The organism is Bacillus sp. FSL M7-1345, from assembly GCF_038006985.1.
Lineage (GTDB): Bacteria > Bacillota > Bacilli > Bacillales > Bacillaceae_G > Bacillus_A > Bacillus_A cereus_U.
Genome location: NZ_JBBOWG010000001.1, coordinates 1311196 through 1331722 on the forward strand (window position 1 = coordinate 1311196; position 20527 = coordinate 1331722).

Below are 20527 nucleotides of genomic sequence, written 5' to 3' on the forward strand. Positions count from 1 at the left end.
ATAGGAAGATTTTCAACTAATAATCAGTGGGGGATGAACAAAACCCCCACTGATTAAAGTTTCATTTTATATCATCTCTGGAGGTGTTCAATATGCAATATGCATTTTCACGTATAAGGCTACGTAGTTTTTTTGGATGGATGATTATAGGGATGTTCCTGACGATGATTCCATTAAGATTATCAGGTGCTTCTGACAATACGATAGAGTTCCTGTCACAAATATCAATCTTTTTCGCAGTTCCACTATTGTGGCTATATTTAAAAACAAGTAAAAATAATGTTGTTTTTAAAAGTTTTTTTGATAAACCCGGACGTTTACATTGGGGTTTAATTGTATTAGCAACGATAATGGGAATAATTTTTTCAGTCGGTATATCTCAAATTCAATTTTATATTTTAGCACATACTGTACCAAATTTCTTAGTTACTATGTTAGAAGATGGAAATGTAATTAATACGAGTAACATATACATGACGATATTTACTTTCATTTCAGCATGTGTATTAGCCCCAATAATGGAAGAGGTTATTTTTAGAGGTTTTTTCTTACAACGAATGGCTTACAAATGGGGGATTAAACGTGCAGTTATTATATCCTCTCTTATTTTTGGACTAGGCCATTTTGATGTTATCGGTGCTTTCATGTTCGGTGTTATTATGTGCCTTCTATACATAAAGACAAAAAATATATGGACGAATATTGCTGTGCATGCTCTAAATAATTTGATTGCAACGAGTATGCAATTTGTAGGTGGAGATGGAAGTGACGCAATTTCGATTACTGAATTACAAGCACAAAGTAATTTATGGATCGGCATTGGTCTTGCGATTATCGGTTTATTATGGTTAATTCCTTTTACTTGGAAACAATGGCGTACTGTAAAAGAAGTAGGTGTGCCACCGCTTCGCTTAATAAATGAAGAAAAAGTGATGAATTCATCACGTGAAAATGAAATGTATAGCCAAGTTATACTAACGAATAGATTGATGGCGGTGGAACTGCCAGATGAGGTTGTCAACCAGCTCAAGTTAGAAGAAAATGAGTATGTAACAATAGCTGTAGAAGAAGATAAGATTATTATAAAAAAGGCGGATTATAGGCCATGAAAAAGTAGCTCTCCAGTATGAAAAGGAGAGCTACTTTTTAATTTGTAATAATCTCTACCCGGAAGTTATTTCCGTTTTTCACGTATTTAATATCTGTAACGATCCGAACGGTTTTTAGAAGTTCAACTTTTTCACCAATTCGAGGGATGGTCGGAACATTGTCCCAAATACCAAGCAAGTCATCTAATTGTGCCGTTTTTTCATAAAACCAGATTTTCAATGTAAAGCCCCTTTCTCGAACTTTGTGTATTTTAATACATGATATATCATTTTTATTCTCAATGTAAGAGGTTTTTACTCTTTTTTGTGAATAAAGATGAATTAATCTTCTGGGAAGATATGTTCAATATCCGGAGTAAGAGCTACTTCTGATAATACGATATGAGAAACTGTCGTTGCATATGAAGAAACATCATTGATAAATTCTTCAAGTTCAACGAGTGAAGGAACAGAGATTTTTACAATGTAGCATAAGCTTCCTGTTACTCGGTAACAAAAACTCGCAGATGGATAAGACTGAATAAACTGTTGCATACGTGTTGTATCACCATTTTTTAAAGTGATTTCTAAAATACAATCTAAAACAAGTCCTGCTTTTTTATAATTGATATCGATTGTGTATTTTTGAATAATTCCTTCACTTTCAAGTTTACGAACACGCTCTGTAGTAGACGGAGCGGATAAGTTTACTCGTTTTGCCAATTCGCGCATCGAAAGGCGACTATCATTATATAATTCATTTAAAATTTTTCGATCAACACGGTCTAATTGCATTTGTAAATATACCTCCAGTAAAATGATAATTTTTGTAAAGGAAAATTATAAATTAAGATTCATATGAAATGTAAAGTGAGCTTTATTTATTTATTTTACAATAAAAAAGAGGGAAATAGGAGGGGAAATGATGGAGAGAATTATATTATCAAATATAGGAGATACAAAGTTTCAAAAATTATTAGGGCATAATCCGGATATATTAAATTCGTGGAGTACGTTAGAGAATACACTGTATAGTACAGGGACCCTTTCCGCAGAGTTAAAGGAGCAAGTAAGAAGAACATTAGCGTTTGGGAATGAATGTCCGTACTGTATGGCAAAGGGAAAGCCGGATGCTATACAAAAGATAGAAGAAATTAGCGTAGCCGTTACTTTTGCACATGCATTTGTTCATAACCAAAAGGCGATAGATGATAATATGTTTCATGTATTAAAACAATATTGGACTGAAAAAGAAATTGTAGAGCTTTGTGCCTATATTTGTTTTATTACTGCGTCACAGCAACTTGGTTTTCTGTTTCAATTACAGCCCAATTAACTAGGAGGATAATATGCTTAATCACGCAGCACTTATAATCATTGATGTACAGGAAGCATTTAACTTACCGTACTGGGGCACAAGGAATAACCTTTTTGCGGAAGAAAATATGAAAATTTTGTTAGAAGAATGGAGAAAAAGAGAATTACTAGTTATTCATATTCAGCATGTGAATAAAGAAAATGTGGAGTCAATGTTTCATCTAGATGCAGAAACAGTACGTTTTAAAAAAGAAGTGAGGCCATTACCAGGTGAGATTATTATTCAAAAGGTTGTTAACAGTGCGTTCATTGGGACAAATTTAGAAGAGATATTACGAGTAAAAGATTATACTTCTTTAGTAGTTGTAGGATTAACGACAAATCATTGTGTAGAGACGACAACACGGATGTCAGGTAATTTAGGATTTACAACGTATGTAGTGAGTGACGCGACGGCTACTTTTAACCGCATCGGTCCAGATGGCACAGAGTATAGCGCAGAGGATATTCACAATATGACGCTTGTAAACTTGCATGATGAATTTGCTGCTATTGTGACGGCGAAAGAAATATTAAAAACTATTTCGATAAAATAATTGCAGAATTATGTAGAAAAAAATAAGAATATTTCGTATAATCTAAGTATAATCATTTTGAAAATAGGGGTGTCATCATATGGAGCAAATTCCAGTAAAGAAAATAGAAGAAGTACTCGTTTTAGCAGGAGATGATAAACAAAAGCAAAAGGAATTTTATGAATTGCTCTTAACAACGGAGTTTTATGTTGCTGGTTCATTAGAAGCAGAGGACGGGGCAACAGAAGGCACACTTCGTTTACGTCATTTCCAAGGAGAGGGTAGATGGATTGTTCCATTCTTTACACAATTGGAATTTGTAAAAGCTGTGTTGCCAGAAGGGACACCCCTTATTACGATACGTGGAAAAGAATTATTGGGTAGCATCGAGAAAGATGCTACAGCTGTATTAAATGTTGGAACAGATGTGAGTAAAACATTTATTCCAGAAGAAATTGCAGAGATAGCATCAGGACGAATCTTTAATTATTATAAGTAAAAGGAAAAGCTTAGCAGCTTTTCCTTTTTAATTTGAACATGGAGTGGCTATACCAGAAGAAATAGAAACAGTTTTGTTAGTTGTATTTATTGTTGCTGTAGCTCCGAGGGGAATACCGATATTTGGACTTATATGTCCAATCGGTAAACCGAATAACACAGGTATATTATATGGCATGAAATATTCATATAATATTGTTTGCAATGATTGAGATGGCTTAGAAGGGTTGCAGTCGTGACAACTTGTAAAAATAACGCCACTGCATTCATTAAACTGTCCAGATAAAAGTAGTTGATTTAACATCCGGTCAATGCGGTACGGTTCTTCACCAATATCTTCAAGCAATAAAAGTCTATTTGACGTATTTATCTCATAGGGCGAGCCAATTATACTTGTTAACACAGTTAAATTCCCTCCAACTAATGTGCCTGTAACTGTACATGGAGAGGTAGGTACGATACATTCTGATGCATATAAGATAGATGAATACGGATGGAATAGTTGATTGAAAGAAGATAAAGAGAGAGAATCTATACCTTTTCCTAATTCTTCAATCATTGGACCATGAAAAGTTATAAGCTCTGCATAACGTGAAAAGGCAGTATGTAAAGCCGTAATATCGCTATATCCCCAAAAAATCTTTGGGTTCCGTTGAATGATTTCATATTGAATGTAAGGGAGGAGACGAGCGCTGCCGTAACCACCTCGTGCACAAAAGACTGCTTTGACCTCAGTATTTGTAAATGCTTCATGTATATCATCAAGACGAACTTGATCACTTCCAGCTAAATATCCATACTTTTCATAAACGCTCTTTCCAATTATTACGAATAAACCCATCTCTTGTAATACGTTGACACCTTTTAATACATTCTCAAGTGTTGGTGGGCCAGACGGTGCAATAATCATTACTGTATCACCTTTTTGTAACGCATTTGGATAAATCATTGTTCTCAGCCTCCTTCTCTTTCAATATATTCGCTTGAGCGAAAGTTCAATCCTTGTAAAAGAAGGGGAAAGCATGTCATATAAAGAAGGTATAGGGAAAGTAGGAGGGAAAATGATGTTTACAAGTCGAGTAATAGATATATTACAAATTAAGTATCCGATCATTCAAGCAGGTATGGCAGGAGCGATTACAACGCCAGAACTTGTTGCAGCTGTGAGTAATAGCGGAGGATTAGGTACGCTTGGAGCAGGATATATGAGCCCAGAACAAATCCGTGAAGCGATTTATAAAATAAGGGAACTAACAAATAAGCCTTTCGGTGTTAATTTACTTTTAACGAAAGAGATACAGATAGAAGAAGAGAAGGTAAACGAGGCGAAAGTATTACTTAGTGGAGTGAATAGAGAATTAGGTATAGAAGAAGAAAAGACTTTAAAACTTCCAAAAAGCTATAAAGAACAATTACAAGTATTATTAGAGGAAAAGGTACCAGTCGTTAGTTTTGCATTTCAAACGTTAGAAAAAGAAGAAATAGATGATTTGAAAAAGGAAGGGATAAAAGTTATCGGAACAGCTACCCATGTAGCGGAAGCGAAAGCACTTGCTAAGTTAGGGGTAGATATTATCGTCGGGCAAGGTAGTGAGGCAGGAGGGCATAGAGGAACGTTTATTGGGAAAGAACAAGATGCGATGATTGGTACATTTGCATTAATCCCGCAATTAGTAGCGGAGGTACCTCATATCCCGATTGTTGCAGCAGGTGGTGTAATGAATGGGCAAGGGCTTGTTGCGGCATTTGCGTTAGGGGCAGAAGCCGTTCAAATGGGATCAGCCTTTTTAACGAGTGAAGAAAGTATTACGCATGACGTGTATAAAGAGGCGATTTTACATAGTACAGATACGAGTACAACGGTAACCCGTGCGTTTTCCGGGAAATATGCACGGGGTATTCGTAATGAATTTATAGAGAAACATGAAGGAAGAGAAGAGAATTTACCGATGTATCCAGTGCAAAACGTATTAACTTCAAAAATACGTCAAGAAGCAGCGAAGCAAAATAAGGAAGAGTATATGTCGCTTTGGGCGGGACAAGCATCATCATTAGCACGAACGGAATCAGCTCAGCATGTAGTGAAACGTGTCGTGAAAGAAGCAGAGAGCGTAATTGAACAATTACAAGATGTATATAGAAAAAGACCACTTGAATAATTCAAGTGGTCTTTTCGTTAGTTTGCTTTATAAAATTGTTGGATAGCTTCGTCGATGTAAACCCAGCCTTTCCAACCTAAGTGCATATGATCTTTTAAGAAGTACTTATCATATTCATGATTTGAGAAATCAGCAATTGGATAGCCAGCTTGCTTAATTTGCTCATGAACTTTATTGTAGTATAATTCGCGTTTTTCTTTCGGGAAGCCAGCGTAATCATACCAAGGACCTTTTACAGGAACAGAAATGAAGAGCGGTTTTGCGCCAGATTGTTTTAATAAATCAAGTACAATTTGTAAATCTTCATATTCTGGTGATTGGTCATAAGCATCATTTTTTAAGTAACCTTCACGTTGCTTTAATTTCTTCTTAATTTTGCTATTGAAGTAATCATCTTCGATACCGTATTCGTTAGAGCCTGATTCTACTGCACCTGTTTGATCAGCATGTTTACGAGCTTCTTCCCAGTTCATTTGTTTCAATGATGGGTCAAGCTTTTCTTTATGCGGCTTAATATTAAACATAACTGTAAATAAATCTTTACGATCTAGAATGTTACGATAAATATAAGCGAAAGGTTTAGCAGCAAGTGCTTTTACTTTATACTTTGTATCATCGTAGGCGATACCTTCAAGCGAAATTTTTAATAAAGTTTCTTTTTTAACAATCTCAAAGTTTAATAAGCGTTTTGCAATTTGTTTTTTCATTTCAGGTTTTAAATCATCGTTGAAAATGAAGTGGTAACCTTGTTGTTTTGAAAAGTTAGGTGCAAAGTGTGTCTCATCAATACCTTGTGGTACAAACCATTGCGGAGAAAGAACGAATATCATTTTCTTATCTTTCAATTGATCCATTGTAGATGCGAAGTTTAATACATGTACAAGGTCTTGTGTTCCGCCGCGTCCAAGTAGGAATGGTGTGAATCCTTCAGGCTTTACTTTGAAATAATTCGATGGATGAAAAGCATCCATACGTGCGAATTCCGATGAACCGTACATCGGAAGGTATTTCGGGTCTGCTAACATCTTTTGCTGCAAAATCATACTTTGAATCTTTTCTTCTTTTAAAGAAGTCGCAGCTTGTTCTACTTTCTCATCACTTAAAAGTGGGAGTAGGAAGCGCGTAGGAATAAGTAAGAATACAGCAAAAAGGGCCAATGCTAAAAGCATCGGACCAAATTTTACTTTGTTCATCGGATTTCTTCCAACTTTTTAATAACCATATTTGGTGTAGCCCACTCATCGCGGTCAAAATCAGAAATAGAAACTTCAATCTCTAAACGCTCTTGGAATTCTACTAATAAAGATACTACAGCGAAAGAATCAAGAATACCTTCTTCAAATAATTGAACATCTAAGTTTTCTTTCACAATATCGTTTTCACATACTTCTTCTAAAATATCTAATACTTGCTCTTTGAATTCTGCCATTTTTAAAATCTCCTTCATATCCGAATATATTATATGTGCAACTTCTTAATAGAATAAGAAGGGTGCATTAAAAGTATCTGTTAAGGTGTCCAGAGAAAATAAGGAAACCGAAACATACAACGTGGAACGTAATTACAATCGCAAGGACGTGTGTAAATTTATTGTTTGGCCAAAACTTATGCTTCTTGTTTTTTCGTTCGAAAATATCGAATAAGATAAACAAGGCAGCGTGATAAAGACCATAAATAATGTATTGATACACATGCTCACCAGTAATATGCCATATTCCCATGATGAAAAAGTTTAAAAATGCACCGATATACGAAATTGTGTAACGGTTTTTAATTAACTTTTTCTTCGTTGCGAAAAAGACGAAACGCATGTAAATAAAGTCACGGAACCAGAATGATAAACTCATGTGCCAGCGATTCCAGAAGTCTTTAATGTTACGACTAATGAATGGTTTATTAAAGTTTTCTGGAGTTTTAATCCCCATCATATAACTTACACCAATTACAAATGAGCTATAACCAGCAAAGTCAAAGAATAAATATAAGCTATAGCTATACATGTAAATCATATTTGATAGGATTGTATCTTGCTGAGCGAATGCCGGATCCATAAAATATTGCTTTATTAAGTAAGCAATAATAAATTTATACAAGAAACCTTGGAAAATACGGTTTAGCCCTGTATATAGTAAATTTTGATATTCTTCTGCACTAGGTGGCTTTTGAATATCTTTTTGGAATCTGCGGTAACGATCGATAGGTCCCGTTGAGATAGCCGGGAAGAATAAAATGAATTCCCAAAAATTAAAGAAGGAAAGTTCTTTAATTAAGTTATCACGAACTTCAAATACCATTTGTACTGCTCTAAATGTTACATAGGACATTCCTAAAAATACAACAAACTTTAGCTCAGGTACAAACGGTGCGATTTTTGCCAAAATAAGCGGTAAAATCGATAAAATAACAGCTATACAAAACGTGAATGTACTATTATTTTGTTTTCTTAACATTAAATAGCCTTTAATAAGGACATATTGCCAAATAATAAATGCGGCTAACATGATTGCTTGCTTCGGTTTATCAGAGAAGATAATAACAAGCATTACTAATGTTAAAAAGGCATTATATTTACGCAACATTTTACCTTTAAATCCAGCTATGATAGTAGGTATTAATAAAATGCCTACTATAGCGAAAAAATAAAATGATCCATATGCGGTCATGCTGTAACCTCACTCAATAATTTTTTGCGATCTACCTTTCCATTTGGTGTCATTGGAATAGAAGATTGATACATGAATTTACGTGGAATCATGTAGTTTGGTAATCGCTCATTGAGTTCTTTTTTAATTGCAGATGTTAATTTGAATTCTTTTTCAAATGAATGCTCTCCAGGAACAACAACCGCTAATAAATAATCGTATTTTTCACCTTTTTTAATTGGAACAATAACTGCTCCTTCTACGTAAGAACACGCACGAAGGTGATGCTCAATTTCTTCTAATTCCATTCGATAACCATGAAGCTTAATTTGGAAATCAAGACGACCATTATAGAATAGAAGACCATTTTCTACATAGCCAGCATCGCCTGTTTTATAGGCGCGCTCACCATCAATCATGGTAAATGCTTTTTCTGTTAATTCAGGGCTTCCTAAATATCCAACGCTTACGCTTGGACCAACAATTACGATTTCACCCTTTTCACCATCAGGTGCAAGTGTGCCGTCTTCTTTCATAATAAGAAGGCGACAGTCTGATTTACAGTAGCCGACTGGAAGTGATTTGTATTGATCAAGCACTTCTTCTGTAACATGAATACCTGTTACAGCGACAGTAGCTTCTGTTGGACCGTACGTATTCATAATTGTAGCTTTCGGGAACCGCTCAATTAATTTTCTAGCCACTTCATTTGGTAACACCTCACCGCAGAATAAGAATGTTTTCATGTTTGGTAGCATACTTTCAGAGAAAGAGGCTTCCATTAAACACATTTCTGCGAAAGATGGTGTCGAAGTCCATACTTGTATATCCGATTGCTCTAAAGAAGCAAACAAGTCTTTTGGACGTGCAATCATGTCTTTATCGATTGCCCAAAGTGTACCACCTGTTACTAATGATGGGTAAATATCCATTACAGATAAATCGAATGAGAAAGGTGCTTGGTTTAAGAATACTTGCCCTGTTTGTAAGTTGAAATCTTCTACAGCCCATTTTGTAAAGCTAACAAGACAGTTATAAGTAATCTGAACCCCTTTCGGATTACCTGTACTTCCTGATGTGTAAATAATGTAGAAGTTCTCATCACCTTTTACCGCATGTTCAGGATTTGGAATGTTCCCTTTATGAGTAAAGAAAATATCTTTTAAGTTGTCTTCACTTACGATACGAACTGGTAAATCAGTTACAGTTACTTCTGTTCCTGATAAAAGTAATTTCGCACCAGAATTTTCAGCGATACGTTGTACGCGATCAGCTGGGATAGATAAATCTACAGGAATGTAAGCATGTCCAGCTTTTACACAACCTAAAAAGTTAATAATCATTTCAGGTTGCATATGGCCATAAACCATAATTGGTGAACGATCATCTGGATACTCAGAAGAAATCCAATGTGCTAACGCATCAGAATCTTCCTTTAATTGTTTGTACGTAATTTTCGCATCTCGCCAAACAAAAGCGGTTTGATCAGGCGTTTCTACAGCCCACTTTTCAATTTGTTCTAATAACTTCATAACGTTCCCACCCTAGAATTCATTGTAAATAAATGTACTTGTGTTTGTATCATGGAATCCATACAACCAAAGTAATGCAAATAAAATTGCAAGGTAATAAACCGTCTTTGCAACCCATTGTGTGAGTGGTTGAGACCATATCTCTTTTAATCTTTCCATGTCTTTCCCTCGCTTAATGAAATAATAGCTCTTTGTAGGTATCATGTCCTACATTATTGTGAAAAAAACAAAATCCCACATTTTAGGTAAAAATAAGTCAAAAGGCTCTTTTCTGATATTAGCACTAAATACTAAAAAAGAAAATCCCTAACTTAGCAATTATATTACATTCAGCATGAATTTGTAATGGGTTTGACATGTAAATAGAAAGTGGATTGTGTGAATACATAAAAGTGGACTATAAGAATACGTGAAAATATAATATTTGTTTTTTATTAATCGGTAGAGACTGAGCAAACTTTAAATTACTAGATCTTTTTAAAAGGAGGAAATTATCATGAATAGAGTGTGGAAGAGTCTTATTTCAGAAGAAAATATTATGGAATGGAGACGGCATTTCCATAAGTATCCGGAATTATCGTTTCATGAAAAAGAAACTTCGCAATTTATATATGATACATTATGCTCATTTTCTTCTTTTGAAGTAACGAGACCAACGAAGTACAGTGTACTAGCAATTAAAAGAGGAACGGAACAAGGGAAAGTAGTTGCGATTCGAGCGGATATAGATGCTTTACCAATTCAAGAGGAGACAAGGAAATCTTATGCGTCTGTGAATAAAGGGATGATGCATGCATGTGGGCATGATGCTCATGCAGCTATTTTGTTAAGTACAGCAGAAGCGCTATCAAATATGAAGGAAGATTTTGCAGGCGAAATCCGTCTGTTCTTTCAACACGCAGAGGAAGTGTATCCCGGTGGCGGACAAGAAATGGTGGAGGCCGGTGTTATGGACGGCGTCGATTATGTAATAGGTTTGCACGTTATGTCTGGATTAGAAAGTGGGAAGGTAGGAATTGTATATGGCCCTATGATGGCAGCACCAGATGTATTTACAATTGAAATTTTAGGAAAGGGCGGTCATGCGGCACGACCAGAAGAAACGATAGATCCTATTGCTATCGGAGCACAAATTATTACAAATTTACAACATATCGTATCAAGAAATACAAGTGCTTTTATGCATAGAGTAGTGTCAGTTACACAATTTCATGGGGGGATTGCCGATAATATCATTCCAAATACAGCAGCTTTAATGGGAACTGTGCGATCTTTTAATCAAACATTAAGAGAGGAAGCAAAAGAGAAAATTGAGCAAATTGTGAAAGGAATTACAGAAGCGCATGGAGGGGATTATACATATACGTATCGTTACGGATATGATCCAGTTGTTAATAATGAGTACATTACGAAAATAGTAGAAAAAAGTGCGATAAAATTGTTCGGAAATCCGCGTATTGTGCATCTTGAACCTTCTATGGGAGGAGAAGATTTTTCAGCGTATTTAAGAAAAGCACCTGGTTGTTTCATTAAATTAGGAACAGGGAATAAAAATATTGATACTTGTTATCCACATCATCATCCGAAATTTGATGTAGATGAATCAGCTTTAATTTATGGAGTAGAATTATTTTTAGAAACAACGATAAGGTTACTAAAATCATAGAAAAGTATAAAAAAAGGCAACTGCGCTCTATCGCAGTTGCTTCTATTTCTTCCGTCAGAGAGGGCTGAGAAAGAACTATGCTCATTTATAGTATATGAATAGCTAACGGACAAGCTTGTACATTTTAACTATTTTTTTAAAAATAGTTATTGACTTTGATAATCAATTTCAATTAATCTAATGATATAATTGAAATTGATAATTATTATCAATGAAGTAGATGAGGAACCTTAATGAGAAAAACATTTCACCTTTTACGAAGGGGATTAAAAAATAAAGATGTTGATAAGCATATTGAATGGCAACGAAATATAATTCGTTCTGAATATGTAGATGAGAAGAGTACACTTCCAACAGAAAAAGAGATACAAGGTAAAAGGAGAGGTTCAGTTGAGTAAGTTAGTAATGATTTTTGCAAGTATGAGTGGAAATACGGAGGAAATGGCTGATCATATTGCGGGTGCAATTCGTGAAACAGAAAATGAAATTGAAGTCATTGATATTATGGATTCACCAGAAGCTTCTATATTAGAGCAATATGACGGTATTATTTTAGGTGCTTATACTTGGGGAGATGGTGATCTTCCGGATGATTTTTTAGATTTTTATGACGCAATGGATTCTATTGATTTAACTGGGAAAAAAGCGGCAGTATTCGGGTCATGTGATTCAGGTTATCCAAAATACGGGGTAGCGGTTGATATTTTAATAGAAAAGCTGCAGGAGCGCGGGGCAGCAGTTGTGTTAGACGGATTGAAAGTAGAATTAACGCCAGAAGATGAAGATGTAGAAAAATGTTTACAGTTTGGAGCTGAATTTGTAAAACACCTTTCTTAATGGCAGAAGGGAGATGAAGAGCAATTGCATGAAAAAATCGCAATCAAAACGATGACAGATTACCATTTGTATGATTTTATGCGTTGTCCACACAAATTTTATTTCCGTCATATAAAAAGAAGAGAACCATCTTCATTTGAATGGCAACAAATAGCACAAATGATTGTGAATCAAATTATTAATGAATATTACACGCTACCTGCGGGCCAACAAACGAAAATTGTACTTTTAATATTAATAGAAAAGTATTGGAAAAAAGTAAGGGTTAATATGTTTGCTTCAAAGGCGGAGTATTATATTGTTTTAGCGAAGCTAACAGATCACTTATTACAGTTTGTTGAAAGAGATGAGAGTCAGGCGCCGCCGTTATTTTTATATGAGAAGTTTCAAACATATTTGGAAGAGTTAGGCGTTCATATTTCATTGACATTTGAAGTTGGTGAGTGGAGTACAGAATCATTTACAATTAAAAAGTATGTTGTTGATGCAAATGAAGAAATGCTAGCTCTTTGTCAGAAGTTAATGACTGTGTTTAGTTATAAATCTTTCGGTATTCTTCCAGGGAAAATTGAAGTTATTAATTTAATAGAAGGAACTAAGTATGAGTACATTCCGAAACAGGAAGATATTATAACTGGAATGGATGATTTATTTAGAATGAAAGAAATGTTACAGCAACCTGAGCACTACACAGAGCGTCATTTTCGTTCTGAGTGCATGAGTTGTGCTTTTCGTGGTGAGTGCCAAGTGGAAGAGGAAAAAGAGGAAACGTTGCAGAAGAAAAATATCGTACATTAAAGGATGCAATTTTGCATCCTTTTTATTATTGACATGAAAAGCTTTTCATCATTTACGGTATATGAGTAGCAGATTTTAATAAGGGGAGGAATAATCAATGAAAGATGAAACAAAAGTATTTCAATGGTTAAAAGAACAGAATGCTCCTTTTGGAATTCAACTGCAAATTTTACAGGCGTTTCAATTGTATAAAGTTATTGTTGAAATGGATAAAAAGTTAATGATGTATGAAGAGAGAGAGTATAGGGAGAGAATTTAATCTCGTCCCTGTAATATTGCCTTCAATTGTTCTTTACTCTTGTTTAATTCTATTTCGTTATTTGTTTCAATGTTATAAATGAGGTTATGTAGTAAAGGGCTGTATTGATAAAAGGTAGTGATGCGGTGAATGAGTAATGGATCGCGGTGAGAAACAAGTGCACTGTAGTGTTTATATACAGATGTAGTAAACTCATGACCGAAATCATAATATAGCCCAGCAAAATCAAAAGCGGGATCGCCAATTTGAGCATCTCCAAAATCGATAACACCTGAAATGGTTTTGTTCAGGTTGTTAAATAAAATGTGATGATGTGTAAAGTCAGCATGAATGATTGTATTTTGAAAGGTAGATTTAGCTATATAGGCAAAGAAATTTTCGAATAAACGATTTAAGGCTGACTTCTGTAATGAAGTAAGACTGTTAGTAAGATATTGATTTAATTTTGTGTGTAGTTCTTTCCAGTAGGTAAGTGTTTTTTCGATAGGGAATCCTAACGTTTCAGCATGCTTTAAAGGAATGCCATGTAAAGCCGCAAGGAAAGTGGCTAATTGTGTAATAATTACTTCAAGTTCTTTTTTCTCTAACTGGGCAACTATTTCAGTTTTTAACGGTTTACCATGAATGAGAGGATAATAGCTACAAAAATGGAACAGTATCACAATTATTCTTATACAATACGCGATACTTAGGGACTTCGATTCTTTGTAATGAATGAGAAAGAATGGTACACAGCTCCTTTTCTAACGGAATTCGCTTTGCATATTCAAGTTTTCTCGGAAAACGAAACAGTAGCTCGTCATTTATAATCACCGCTATATTATCCCAGCCCTCTTCATTTTGCGCATATGAATGTATAGAAAGACCGGGCAGAGCTTCGTTTATATATTGTTTGTAAGAGTCCATAATTGTTCCTCGTTTCTAAGTTAAAGGTAGGTTATTCTACTTCATGATATCAGAATTTTCTTTCTATACGTTAAAATATAACTATCATTATGGAGGAGGGTGGGGTGTATTACGAAGAAAAGAATAGTAATCATTTCTCTATGTATCGTTTTTGGATTGTTTTGGTCATATAAAGAGACTGTTTTTGCCACCTTTAAACCGATAGATCGCTACGAGTTAAATAAGGAATTAAAGAACAAAAGTATAGAAACTTTAACTCATAAAGAAAAGAAAAAGGTAGGAGAACACTTTGTGACAGCGCAACTAGCAGTGTTTGAGTTTAATAATAAAGAAGATGTGAAACGAAAAGGTGAAGAAATATTTGTAAATAGAGGGTATGAACAGTTAATAGAAAATTATTACCCAAACCGTTTTCGGGATTTAGAGTATAAATTTACAAACGAGGAGATACGTGAAGAGACAGATGAAAGTTTTCGCTATCATGCTGTAGCGTACGTTGCTGGTACTGAAAATGGTAAGAGAAGTGAAATGAAATTAAATTAAATTATGACATGAAAATTGTAAAGGTTAATAATATATTTAGGGTGTTAGATCAAAAGCAGTACGTACAATGAAAAATCCCTCAAGGAGAAGAGGGATTTTAAAGATTTTCATTTTGTTGCCCAAGTTCTTTTTGAGCAATGTATAAATTTCCTTGCTCAACTTGTTTCAGTGTATGAACAGAATCTCCTGCATATCCTTTTTCTGTTTTAACAGTTCTTTTTGAACGATTTGAATCTTGTTTCTTCATATAATAGACCACCTTTCCTTAAAAATAGACGAAAATGATGAGCACGAGTAATACAGCTGCGAAAATGGTAATGCCCATTAAAAAAGAAGTATTTTTATATTTAGGTGGCTTATGTACATCTTGCCGATATCCAGGTGAAATTTCAGGGGCGAATTCTTCGTCGAATGATTGTTTCTTTTGTTTTTCGTCCATATGTATCCACCTTTCTTTTTCATTATGTTACACGTTACAAGAAAAAATATGCATGAAGAAAACAGCCGCTATATCATTAGCGGCTGCTTTGCGTTGTATATTTTCTTTGTACTTGGAAGAGACGGATAAGCAGGAAGATTGCTCCAAATGCTAGACCGATAATAAGACCGATCCAATACCCTTTTGCTGCCCAGTCAGTATAAGTTGCTAACATGTAGCCAAGAGGTAGACCTATTACCCAATAAGCTATTAATGTCATAATTAAGGCAACATTTACGTCTTTATAACCACGAAGTGCTCCTTGTACTGGAGTTGCAATCGCATCTGAAATTTGAAATAAAATCGCGAATATAAGAAATTCTTTAGCTAAATGATGGACATTTGCATTTGTCGTATAAATAGAAGCAATTTCATCATCAAAGAAATAAAGAAGGATTGAATATAAAAGAGCGAAAGCAAGGGCTAATCCAATTCCGATAAATCCATATTGTTTCGCATTATTGTATCGTTTTGCTCCAACTTCAAATCCAACTGCTATCGTCATTGCCATTGCTAAACTTAAAGGAGTCATATATAACAAGGAAGCAAAGTTCATAGCTGCTTGATGTGCTGCTATTGTTGTCGTACTAAAATTGCTCATCATAAGTGTTACCGCAGCGAAAATACTCGTCTCAAAAAAGATAGCAAATCCGATAGGGACACCAAGTTTCAGGAATTCCTTCCAGCTCGTAAAGGAAGGGCGGTATAACTGTTTAAAGATATTGAAAGAAGCGAAAGGCTCTTTCGTACGAATAATAATGACGGTAATAATTAAAATACACCAATATGTTGCTGCAGAAGCGATTGCCGCACCAACACCACCGAGTTTTGGAAAGCCAAAGTGACCAAAAATTAATAAGTAATTTAATACTACGTTAATTGGTAATGATAGTAATGTAATAATCATCGTTGTTCGAGTTTTTCCTAATGCATCAATAAATCCACGTAAGACGGTGTAAGTAAATAAAGGGATAATTCCAATCGCGATAATACTTAAAAATTGTGCTGCAATACGTTCCACAGGTTCTTCTAATTGCATGCCATTTAAAATAGGTGAAACAGCGAAGAATCCGATAAGGATAACAACGAAACTAGCACAAATTGCTAAATATACTGCTTGTATGACAATGTGGGGAACGTCCTCCTTTTTCTTTGATCCAACGAGCTGTGCAACAATAGGAGTAGTAGCCATTAAAATTCCTGTTAAGCCGGTACTAACGGGAAGCCATATACTTGTCCCGATAGCAACACCCGCTAAATCAATAGGACTTGCATGTCCTGACATTGTCGTATCAAAAAAGCTCATCGAAAATAATGACATTTGCGTTACAAAAATCGGGAAAAAGAGTAATAAAAATTGCTTTAACTTTTGTGAGAATGAAGTAGTTTCTTTCATAAAATCCCCTTTCAACGTAAAAAACAAACTCTTATTATCATACAATTTAATCAAAAAATAGAAAAGAAATAAGCGTATACAACAAATGAAATCAATAAAAAAAGGATGCACTTTGAAAAGGGATAAGGTATTATGATAAGGTGTGAAAAAATTACATATTCGTTATTAAGGAGGCACTACTTGTGGCTGATTGGTTAATTGGATTAATCATGGGTGCTGTTGAAGGTTTAACAGAGTTTCTACCAGTTTCATCAACAGGACATATGATTTTAACAGGTCATTTACTTGGATTCGACGATGAGAGAGCGAAAGTTTTCGAAGTTGTTATTCAGTTGGGATCGATTTTAGCAGTTGTTGTTATATTTTGGAAACGTTTATGGTCATTAGTTGGAATAGGGAAAGTAACTGATGGACCATCTTTAAATTTATTACATATTATTATCGGGATGATTCCTGCCGGCATACTCGGCGTATTATTCCATAGTGCAATTAAAGAAGTTTTATTCGGTCCAGGACCGGTTGTTATTAGCTTAGTAGCTGGTGGTATTTTAATGATTGTTGCTGAGAAGTTTTCAAAACCAAGTACAGCAAGAACGTTAGATGAAATCACATATAAGCAAGCATTTACAATCGGAATGTTCCAATGTTTAGCACTTTGGCCAGGATTTTCTCGTTCGGGTTCTACAATAAGTGGTGGTTTATTAGCACGTGTTTCGCATACAGCGGCAGCGGAATATACATTTATTTTAGCGGTGCCAATGATGGTAGCTGCAAGTGCCTTAGATTTAATTAAAAGCTGGGATATATTAAGCGTAGCTGATATACCGTTATTTGCAACTGGATTTATTACAGCATTCGTTGTTGCGATGCTTGCAATTGTTTCATTCTTAAAATTATTAGGTCGTGTAAAACTAACACCGTTCGCTTATTACCGTTTCATTTTAGCTGCGGTATTCTATTTCTTCATTATGTAATAAAAAAACCTGCCGAAATCGGCAGGTTTTTTTATTTTACTACTTTCTCAATCATGCTTTCCATTACATGTTCCCAAAGAGAAGTATCATCAGCTAATGTAGCACGGAAATTAGCGTACATTTCTTTTTGTTTTTCCTCGAATGTTGGATCTTCTTTTTCAGGCAATGTAGCACGCATGGAAGTTACTAATTCTTGTACTTTTGGAGCGCGTGGTCCCCAAACGGCTTGTTCATTTCCATCTTTATCAATGAAAATAAAGATTGGAATCGCACGTGCAGTTCCGTTTGTTAAGTATTGATCCATTAATTCTAAGTTTTCATCACGAATTAATAATCGCATATCGATATTTGCAACTTCAGAAATTCGTTTCATAACAGGTACGCATAAAAGAGCGTCACCACACCAATCAGCTGTTAATACGATAACGCGCCAGCCATCATTTTGGCGTTCTTCTAATACAGGAAGTAATTCATTTGGAATTAAAAAGTTATTGTAAATGTGTAGTAGCTCGTATTGGTTTACTTTCATTTCATTCACATATGTATCAAAGGACATACCTTTATCAGCCCATTGTTGTAAGTTCATAAGTAACACCTCTTTAGTATGATTTGTTTTTATTGTACCAATTTTTATATAGAAAAGCTTGTATTCTTACTCTTTCTTATCACTTAATAATTTATTTAGTGTGAAAAGGAATAGTGCGACATATAATTCAGCTGTATTTGACATTTGTAAGCTCTCTATCCAGTCGTCAGCGGTATGAATGACGAACCAATCTAACGTAATTTCAATAATGGAGAGAAGAGCAATCGAGAGCCAATTAGGCATACTTGTCATCATTGGATGTAGGAGTACTTTAAAGAAAATGAATATAAAATATGTAATACCATTTAAGAAAAGGATAAGTAAAAAAAAGAGTAGTAGAGCTGTTCGTGATGAATATTCTATACCTGTGATTTGAAAGATTCCTACATATACAAAGAATATAAATGCAAAGAATATAATGAGAATAAGAATAACAAAACCAATAATAATAGTCTTATCTTTTAGATTGAGATTAGAAAACTTGTCTTCTTCACTCACTATTCCAACTCCTTTTTCTGGAAATTAACTTCATTGTAACATGAAATGTATATTAAAAAAGTACGAATTATGGGAAAATAAGGTGACAAAAAGTAAGATTTCATGTAAAATTATTAATAAGGTTTTTATTTAACTAAATGAAATAAAAGGGGCTGTCAAAGTTGTCTCAAAATAGAGAGCAATTAATGGAAGAACTATCGACAAATGTTTTTTCTATGTTTCGCACGTTGCGTAATGATATTGGAAAAATATTTGGTGGTTACATACCGTGGAATGAGTTCATTGTCCTTAGAATATTGAACCGCACGAATAAAGAAATGGTATCACGTGTAGCTAATGAGTTAAATGTGTCGAATAGTCATATTACAGCCGTTACAGAAAAATTAATTAATAAAGGCTTTGTAACTCGTTCACGTTCTACATCAGATCGCCGAGTTGTATATTTAGAGATTACAGAACAAGGGAAAGAGTTAGTTGCGAAAATGGAAGGTGAGAAAAAGAAATATTTACAAGAAAGATTCTCCTCACTTTCAGAAGAAGAAATGAATGTAATGATATCTATTTCTAAAAAACTTATTTAAGTAGTTATAAACAAGAAAACGCTTACTTAACACAGAAGAAGACCTTCCTCATATATGGAAGGTCTTCTTCTGTGTGTAATAGATGATAAAAAATAAAATGTGTATGAAAAAAGATAGAGCGCCATACTACTAATAAAGGAAGGAGGGGGAAATATGACGAATCGTAATGGTAGTCAAGGAAGTGGAAATCAAGGTTCACCAAAATCAGGGCAATTCCAGCAGGAGTTTAGTGCTGAATTTGAAACAGGTAATGATAACAAAGGAAAAGAATATCGTTCGAAAAAAGGAAGCAAATCAAAAAAGGAGTGAATCATTTCACTCCTTTTTGATTTAAGATGCTGCAGATTGATCCGTATTATATTTTTCTTCTGATTTTGAAACAATCATTGCACAAATTGCATCGCCAGAAATATTGACCGCATTCTAGACATGTCTAGAATGCGGTCAATACCGATAATTAAAGCAATACCCTCTATTGGTAGATTTACTTGATTTAAAACCATCGTAAGCATTACTAGTCCAACACCTGGTACACCTGCAGTACCGATACTAGCTAGTACAGCAGTTAATACAACCATAGCTAATTGCTGAAATAAGCGAAGAGAGTTAAATTATGTATTTGGAAAATAAAATAGACCATCACATGATGGTCTATAGGGAAGGGGACAATTTATGTCAATTTAATTAGGGATGGAAAGCTGTTCAAGACACTGGGGAATGTCTTATAAATTAGGGAGGAACAGCTCCGATACATATACTATAAAAGATAGATGTGACCTAGATGTGAACATAGAGTGAAAGAGAGAGGGAGTTTTAAGTAAGAAGAAAGAGAGAATAAAAAAATAAGACCATCACATATAGGATGGTCAAGGGAAGGGGACAATTTATGTCAATTTAATTAGGGATGGAAGCTATTCAAAGACACTGGGGAATGTCTTATAAATTAGGGAGGAATAGCTCCGATACGTATACTATAAAAGGTAGATGTGACCTAGATGTGAACATGGAGTGAAAGAGAGAGGGAGTTTTAAGTAAGAAGAAAGAGAGAATAAAAAAATAAGACCATCACATATAGGATGGTCCAGGAAGGGGACAATTTATGTCAATTTAATTAGGGATGGAAGCTATTCAAAGACACTGGGGAATGTCTTATAAATTAGGGAGGAATAGCTCCGATACGTATACTATAAAAGG

The 20527-nt window shown here is 34.7% G+C and carries 26 protein-coding genes and 3 pseudogenes; 14 read left to right on the forward strand and 15 right to left on the reverse strand.

Annotated elements, in window-relative coordinates; genetic code table 11:
• Nucleotides 1-92 precede the first annotated feature (92 nt).
• Nucleotides 93-1109: a CPBP family glutamic-type intramembrane protease gene (locus MHB76_RS06800; protein ID WP_199710327.1), complete on the forward strand. Its 1017-nt coding sequence runs from the start codon at nucleotides 93-95 to the stop codon at nucleotides 1107-1109.
• A 37-nt stretch (nucleotides 1110-1146) separates the two neighbouring features.
• On the opposite strand, the gene MHB76_RS06805 is transcribed toward MHB76_RS06800, so the two are convergent.
• Both MHB76_RS06805 and MHB76_RS06810 read right to left on the reverse strand, forming a co-directional pair.
• Entirely contained in the window at nucleotides 1147-1329 is a 183-nt protein-coding gene (locus MHB76_RS06805; RefSeq protein ID WP_000707108.1) for a DUF3913 family protein, read from the reverse strand.
• Nucleotides 1330-1430: 101 nt separating this feature from the next.
• On the reverse strand, nucleotides 1431-1883 hold the full coding sequence (locus MHB76_RS06810) for an Lrp/AsnC family transcriptional regulator (protein ID WP_002011610.1): 453 nt from the start codon (nucleotides 1881-1883) through the stop codon (nucleotides 1431-1433).
• Nucleotides 1884-2013: 130 nt separating this feature from the next.
• Here MHB76_RS06810 and MHB76_RS06815 point away from each other — a divergent pair, with 130 nt between their 5' ends.
• The 3 genes from MHB76_RS06815 (at nucleotide 2014) to MHB76_RS06825 (ending at nucleotide 3479) form a co-directional block, all read left to right on the forward strand.
• Nucleotides 2014-2424, forward strand: coding sequence for a carboxymuconolactone decarboxylase family protein (locus MHB76_RS06815; protein ID WP_078173238.1), 411 nt, complete (start codon nucleotides 2014-2016; stop codon nucleotides 2422-2424).
• A 13-nt stretch (nucleotides 2425-2437) separates the two neighbouring features.
• Entirely contained in the window at nucleotides 2438-3001 is a 564-nt protein-coding gene (locus tag MHB76_RS06820) for a cysteine hydrolase family protein (protein WP_002201224.1), read from the forward strand.
• Nucleotides 3002-3080: 79 nt separating this feature from the next.
• Complete coding sequence (locus MHB76_RS06825) at nucleotides 3081-3479, forward strand: SseB family protein (RefSeq protein WP_078173237.1); 399 nt, start codon at nucleotides 3081-3083, stop codon at nucleotides 3477-3479.
• A gap of 27 nt (nucleotides 3480-3506) precedes the next feature.
• On the opposite strand, the gene MHB76_RS06830 is transcribed toward MHB76_RS06825, so the two are convergent.
• Nucleotides 3507-4427 (reverse strand): S66 peptidase family protein, encoded by a 921-nt coding sequence (locus tag MHB76_RS06830; protein ID WP_078173236.1) that lies wholly within the window; start codon nucleotides 4425-4427, stop codon nucleotides 3507-3509.
• Nucleotides 4428-4500: 73 nt separating this feature from the next.
• On the opposite strand from MHB76_RS06830, the gene MHB76_RS06835 reads away from it, so the two are divergent.
• Nucleotides 4501-5637 carry an NAD(P)H-dependent flavin oxidoreductase gene (locus tag MHB76_RS06835; protein ID WP_078173235.1) on the forward strand — a complete coding sequence of 379 codons (1137 nt, stop codon included), beginning with the start codon at nucleotides 4501-4503 and terminating at the stop codon, nucleotides 5635-5637.
• 17 nt (nucleotides 5638-5654) lie between these two features.
• On the opposite strand, the gene dltD is transcribed toward MHB76_RS06835, so the two are convergent.
• From dltD to MHB76_RS06860, 5 genes are all read right to left on the reverse strand, one after another.
• Nucleotides 5655-6830 (reverse strand): D-alanyl-lipoteichoic acid biosynthesis protein DltD, encoded by a 1176-nt coding sequence (gene dltD / locus MHB76_RS06840; RefSeq protein WP_002158703.1) that lies wholly within the window; start codon nucleotides 6828-6830, stop codon nucleotides 5655-5657.
• Nucleotides 6827-7066 (reverse strand): D-alanine--poly(phosphoribitol) ligase subunit DltC, encoded by a 240-nt coding sequence (dltC, locus tag MHB76_RS06845; RefSeq protein WP_002011622.1) that lies wholly within the window; start codon nucleotides 7064-7066, stop codon nucleotides 6827-6829. The genes dltD and dltC overlap by 4 nt, the downstream gene beginning before the upstream one ends.
• 67 nt (nucleotides 7067-7133) lie before the next feature.
• Entirely contained in the window at nucleotides 7134-8300 is a 1167-nt protein-coding gene (gene dltB, locus MHB76_RS06850) for a D-alanyl-lipoteichoic acid biosynthesis protein DltB (RefSeq protein WP_002158702.1), read from the reverse strand.
• Complete coding sequence (gene dltA / locus MHB76_RS06855) at nucleotides 8297-9811, reverse strand: D-alanine--poly(phosphoribitol) ligase subunit DltA (RefSeq protein ID WP_002158701.1); 1515 nt, start codon at nucleotides 9809-9811, stop codon at nucleotides 8297-8299. Before dltA ends, dltB begins: the two co-directional genes overlap by 4 nt.
• 12 nt (nucleotides 9812-9823) lie before the next feature.
• The gene (locus tag MHB76_RS06860; RefSeq protein ID WP_002011626.1) at nucleotides 9824-9970 is read right to left on the reverse strand and encodes a teichoic acid D-Ala incorporation-associated protein DltX; all 147 of its coding nucleotides are present in this window, start codon (nucleotides 9968-9970) and stop codon (nucleotides 9824-9826) included.
• Nucleotides 9971-10307: 337 nt separating this feature from the next.
• Here MHB76_RS06860 and MHB76_RS06865 point away from each other — a divergent pair, with 337 nt between their 5' ends.
• The 5 genes from MHB76_RS06865 (at nucleotide 10308) to MHB76_RS06885 (ending at nucleotide 13371) form a co-directional block, all read left to right on the forward strand.
• Entirely contained in the window at nucleotides 10308-11477 is a 1170-nt protein-coding gene (locus MHB76_RS06865) for an amidohydrolase (RefSeq protein WP_340986058.1), read from the forward strand.
• Nucleotides 11478-11710: 233 nt separating this feature from the next.
• Nucleotides 11711-11875, forward strand: a complete 165-nt coding sequence (locus tag MHB76_RS06870; protein WP_002158699.1) for a hypothetical protein — start codon at nucleotides 11711-11713, stop codon at nucleotides 11873-11875.
• On the forward strand, nucleotides 11868-12314 hold the full coding sequence (locus MHB76_RS06875; protein ID WP_071151091.1) for a flavodoxin: 447 nt from the start codon (nucleotides 11868-11870) through the stop codon (nucleotides 12312-12314). The genes MHB76_RS06870 and MHB76_RS06875 overlap by 8 nt, the downstream gene beginning before the upstream one ends.
• Nucleotides 12315-12338: 24 nt before the next feature.
• Complete coding sequence (locus MHB76_RS06880) at nucleotides 12339-13112, forward strand: hypothetical protein (protein ID WP_340986062.1); 774 nt, start codon at nucleotides 12339-12341, stop codon at nucleotides 13110-13112.
• Between the two features lie 97 nt (nucleotides 13113-13209).
• A complete protein-coding gene (locus tag MHB76_RS06885; protein WP_002149564.1) occupies nucleotides 13210-13371 on the forward strand; it encodes a hypothetical protein in 162 nt (53 codons plus the stop codon).
• Here the strand turns inward: MHB76_RS06885 and MHB76_RS06890 are convergent.
• A pseudogene (locus tag MHB76_RS06890) lies at nucleotides 13368-14277 on the reverse strand (aminoglycoside phosphotransferase family protein). The gene MHB76_RS06885 and the pseudogene MHB76_RS06890 sit on opposite strands and share 4 nt — an antisense overlap.
• A gap of 99 nt (nucleotides 14278-14376) precedes the next feature.
• On the opposite strand from MHB76_RS06890, the pseudogene MHB76_RS06895 reads away from it, so the two are divergent.
• A pseudogene (locus MHB76_RS06895) lies at nucleotides 14377-14891 on the forward strand (biotin transporter BioY).
• Nucleotides 14892-14917: 26 nt separating this feature from the next.
• Here the strand turns inward: MHB76_RS06895 and MHB76_RS06900 are convergent.
• The 3 genes from MHB76_RS06900 to MHB76_RS06910 form a co-directional block, all read right to left on the reverse strand.
• Entirely contained in the window at nucleotides 14918-15067 is a 150-nt protein-coding gene (locus tag MHB76_RS06900) for a hypothetical protein (RefSeq protein ID WP_000743737.1), read from the reverse strand.
• 18 nt (nucleotides 15068-15085) lie between these two features.
• Nucleotides 15086-15259 carry a hypothetical protein gene (locus tag MHB76_RS06905; RefSeq protein ID WP_000343684.1) on the reverse strand — a complete coding sequence of 58 codons (174 nt, stop codon included), beginning with the start codon at nucleotides 15257-15259 and terminating at the stop codon, nucleotides 15086-15088.
• Between the two features lie 76 nt (nucleotides 15260-15335).
• The gene (locus tag MHB76_RS06910) at nucleotides 15336-16694 is read right to left on the reverse strand and encodes an MATE family efflux transporter (RefSeq protein ID WP_002158693.1); all 1359 of its coding nucleotides are present in this window, start codon (nucleotides 16692-16694) and stop codon (nucleotides 15336-15338) included.
• Nucleotides 16695-16876: 182 nt separating this feature from the next.
• On the opposite strand from MHB76_RS06910, the gene uppP reads away from it, so the two are divergent.
• The gene (uppP, locus tag MHB76_RS06915; RefSeq protein WP_002158692.1) at nucleotides 16877-17668 is read left to right on the forward strand and encodes a bacitracin resistance undecaprenyl-diphosphatase; all 792 of its coding nucleotides are present in this window, start codon (nucleotides 16877-16879) and stop codon (nucleotides 17666-17668) included.
• Between the two features lie 31 nt (nucleotides 17669-17699).
• Here uppP and MHB76_RS06920 read toward each other — a convergent pair whose 3' ends face one another.
• Both MHB76_RS06920 and MHB76_RS06925 read right to left on the reverse strand, forming a co-directional pair.
• Complete coding sequence (locus MHB76_RS06920) at nucleotides 17700-18287, reverse strand: thioredoxin family protein (protein ID WP_078173230.1); 588 nt, start codon at nucleotides 18285-18287, stop codon at nucleotides 17700-17702.
• A 33-nt stretch (nucleotides 18288-18320) separates the two neighbouring features.
• Nucleotides 18321-18752, reverse strand: coding sequence for a YrvL family regulatory protein (locus MHB76_RS06925; RefSeq protein ID WP_078173229.1), 432 nt, complete (start codon nucleotides 18750-18752; stop codon nucleotides 18321-18323).
• Between the two features lie 161 nt (nucleotides 18753-18913).
• On the opposite strand from MHB76_RS06925, the gene MHB76_RS06930 reads away from it, so the two are divergent.
• Both MHB76_RS06930 and MHB76_RS06935 read left to right on the forward strand, forming a co-directional pair.
• Nucleotides 18914-19333 carry a MarR family winged helix-turn-helix transcriptional regulator gene (locus tag MHB76_RS06930; RefSeq protein ID WP_002158687.1) on the forward strand — a complete coding sequence of 140 codons (420 nt, stop codon included), beginning with the start codon at nucleotides 18914-18916 and terminating at the stop codon, nucleotides 19331-19333.
• 153 nt (nucleotides 19334-19486) lie between these two features.
• Nucleotides 19487-19642 carry a hypothetical protein gene (locus MHB76_RS06935; RefSeq protein WP_002149538.1) on the forward strand — a complete coding sequence of 52 codons (156 nt, stop codon included), beginning with the start codon at nucleotides 19487-19489 and terminating at the stop codon, nucleotides 19640-19642.
• A 21-nt stretch (nucleotides 19643-19663) separates the two neighbouring features.
• Here MHB76_RS06935 and MHB76_RS06940 read toward each other — a convergent pair.
• Nucleotides 19664-19920: pseudogene (locus MHB76_RS06940) on the reverse strand (dicarboxylate/amino acid:cation symporter); the annotation flags it as partial.
• Between the last annotated feature and the right edge of the window lie 607 nt (nucleotides 19921-20527).